Source organism: Pseudomonas sp. P5_B2 (assembly GCF_056400445.1).
On sequence record NZ_JBFULH010000538.1, the window covers coordinates 1 to 2,814 of the forward strand.

Consider the following 2,814-nt stretch of genomic DNA (forward strand, 5'->3'; position numbering starts at 1 on the left):
CTCGAAGACGGTCGTTACCGGCAGACGATTCGAGCGCGTTATGCCGCCAAGTGGGGCGTGCAGTCGCCCTTTGTATTTTGGGGCGTATTGAACGAAACGTTGCTGGAGCAGGCACTCGATTGTCTGCCGGCGGAACACCTCAGGCACTGGTTCAACCGCCTGCTGCTGGACATCAAGGCCAACCGCGCCGGGATGCCGGACCTGATCCAGTTTTGGCCGCAGCACAAGACCTACCGCATGATCGAAGTCAAAGGCCCCGGCGACCGGCTACAGGACAACCAATTGCGCTGGCTGGAGTTCTGTCATGAGCATCAGATGCCCATTGCCGTCTGTTATGTGCAATGGGCGGAGCAGAACGCTTGAACTACAGCATCGCGGTACGGGCGCTGTGCGAATTCACCGCCAAGGTCGGCGACCTCGACCTGCGTTTCACCCCGTCACCGACGGCGCTGGAAGGCATCGTCGGGCACCGCACGGTGGCGTCCAGGCGCAGCGACGGGTATCAAAGTGAAGTCGCCCTTGAAGGCACGTACAAAACCTTGAACGTGAGGGGCAGGGCGGATGGCTATGATCCCGGGCAAAACTGCCTTGAAGAAGTCAAAACCTATCGCGGTGACCTGAGCAAGCAGCCGCCGAACCACCGACAGCTGCATTGGGCACAGGCAAAGATTTATGGCTGGTTGATGTGTTGCAAGCTGGAGCTGGCGCAGATCAACCTGGCGCTGGTGTATTTCGACATCGTCAGCGAAAAGGAAACCTGTCTGGTCGAGGCGTTCAGTGCGGAACAACTGCAACAATTCTTTGAACAGCATTGCGCGCTGTTTCTGCACTGGGCCGAACAGGAAATGGCCCATCGTGCGGCGCGCAATCAGGCGGCGCAGCAATTGGCCTTTCCCCATGCCGGGTTCCGTCCGGGGCAACGGCATCTGGCCGAGTCCGTATTCAAAGCCGTCAGCACCGGGCGCTGCCTGATGGCGCAAGCGCCGACCGGCATCGGCAAAACCGTGGGCACGCTATTTCCGATGCTCAAGGCCCTGGCACCGCAGCAACTGGACAAAGTGTTTTTCCTTACCGCCAAAACGCCGGGTCGAAAGCTCGCGCTGGACGCGGCGCAGGTGATTCTGCAAGGCGCCGACGCGCCACCACTTCGGGTGTTGGAGATGATCGCCCGGGACAAGGCCTGCGAGCATCCGGACAAAGCCTGCCACGGCGAATCCTGCCCATTGGCCCGGGGGTTCTATGATCGTTTGCCCGCCGCTCGCCAGGCCGCCAGCGAGCTGAGCCTGTTGAATCAGAGCGCGTTGCGCGAGGTGGCACTGGCGCATGAGGTTTGCCCCTATTACCTGAGTCAGGAAATGGCCCGCTGGGCCGACGTGGTGGTCGCTGACTACAACTATTACTTCGATTTCAGTGCGCTGCTGTTCGGGCTCGCCCAAGCCAATAACTGGAACGTTGCGGTACTGGTCGATGAGGCCCACAACCTGGTGGAGCGCGGCCGGCAGATGTACAGCGCCAGTCTTGATCAGTCGGCCCTCAACGGCGTGCGCAAAACTGCGCCTGAGCCGCTGAAAAAATCCTTGCAGCGGGTCAATCGGGAATGGAATGTCCTGCATAACCCGCAACCCGGCGCGTATCAGGCGTACGACAGGCCTCCGGAAAAACTGCTCCAGGCCCTGTCTTCGTGTAGCGCGAGTATCGGTGACTATCTCAACGATCACCCGCAGGGTCTGGACAGTTCGCTGCAAAATTTCTACTTCGAGATGCTGCAATTTTGTCGGGTGGCCGAACTCTTCGATGAACAGTTCCTGTTCGACATCAGCAAACGTGATCTCGACCGCCCACGCCCGTTGTCACAGCTGTGCCTGCGCAATGTGGTGCCAGCCGGTTTCATCCGTCCGCGCCTGACCGCCGCGCGCAGCACCGTGCTGTTTTCCGCAACGCTGAGCCCCCGGCATTACTACGCCGACCTGCTGGGCACCCCCGCGAATACGGTGTGGATTGATGTCGAGTCACCATTTCATGCTGATCAGCTACAAGTGCACATCGTCAGCCGAATCTCGACACGCTTTGTCCACCGGAAGGCGTCGCTTGAGCCGATTGTCGAGCTGATCGCCCGGCAATTTGCTGAACGCCCCGGCAACTACCTGGCGTTTTTCAGCAGTTTCGATTATTTGCAGCAAGTGGCGCAGTTGCTGGCTGAGCGCCACCCGCACATCACGCTGTGGTCGCAGGCCCGGGGAATGGGGGAAATGCAGCGTCAGGACTTTCTCGACCAGTTCACCACACACAGCCAGGGCATCGGCTTTGCGGTGTTGGGCGGTGCATTTGGAGAAGGCATCGATTTGCCTGGCTCACGGTTGATCGGCGCGTTCATTGCCACACTGGGCCTTGCACAATTCAACCCGGTCAACGAACAGTTGAAACACCGCATGGCCGCGATTTTCGGTGCCGGTTATGACTACACCTACCTGTTCCCAGGGGTGCAAAAAGTGGTGCAGGCCGCCGGGCGGGTGATCCGTACCCAGCAGGATCAGGGGGTGGTGATGCTCATTGATGACCGGTTTGGCGATAACAAGGTTAAACAGTTATTGCCACGTTGGTGGTCGGTTGAACCGACGCATTTTCGCGCTGTCGAGTAGGATTTTTTACTTTAGAAAACAGTGACATATCTTTAAAGATACGCCCATTTGAACAAACAGCGAATCACCGCTTTAGTCATAGGGCAGGCAATCACTTTCAAGCGAATCTTTGATAAGGAAATCAGGATATGTCAGCTGCACCCCTATACGTTTACACCCCGGTGCAGGTCTGTGC

Annotated in this window: 2 protein-coding genes; both read left to right on the forward strand. The window is 58.4% G+C overall.

The features are described from left to right. Positions 1-363, forward strand: a 363-nt coding sequence (locus tag AC1DRJ_RS23595; protein ID WP_477804275.1) for a VRR-NUC domain-containing protein, incomplete at its 5' end; no start/stop codon positions are given. Next, positions 360-2,639, forward strand: a complete 2,280-nt coding sequence (locus tag AC1DRJ_RS23600; RefSeq protein WP_477804276.1) for an ATP-dependent DNA helicase — start codon at positions 360-362, stop codon at positions 2,637-2,639. The genes AC1DRJ_RS23595 and AC1DRJ_RS23600, both read left to right, overlap by 4 nt. Positions 2,640-2,814 lie beyond the last annotated feature (175 nt).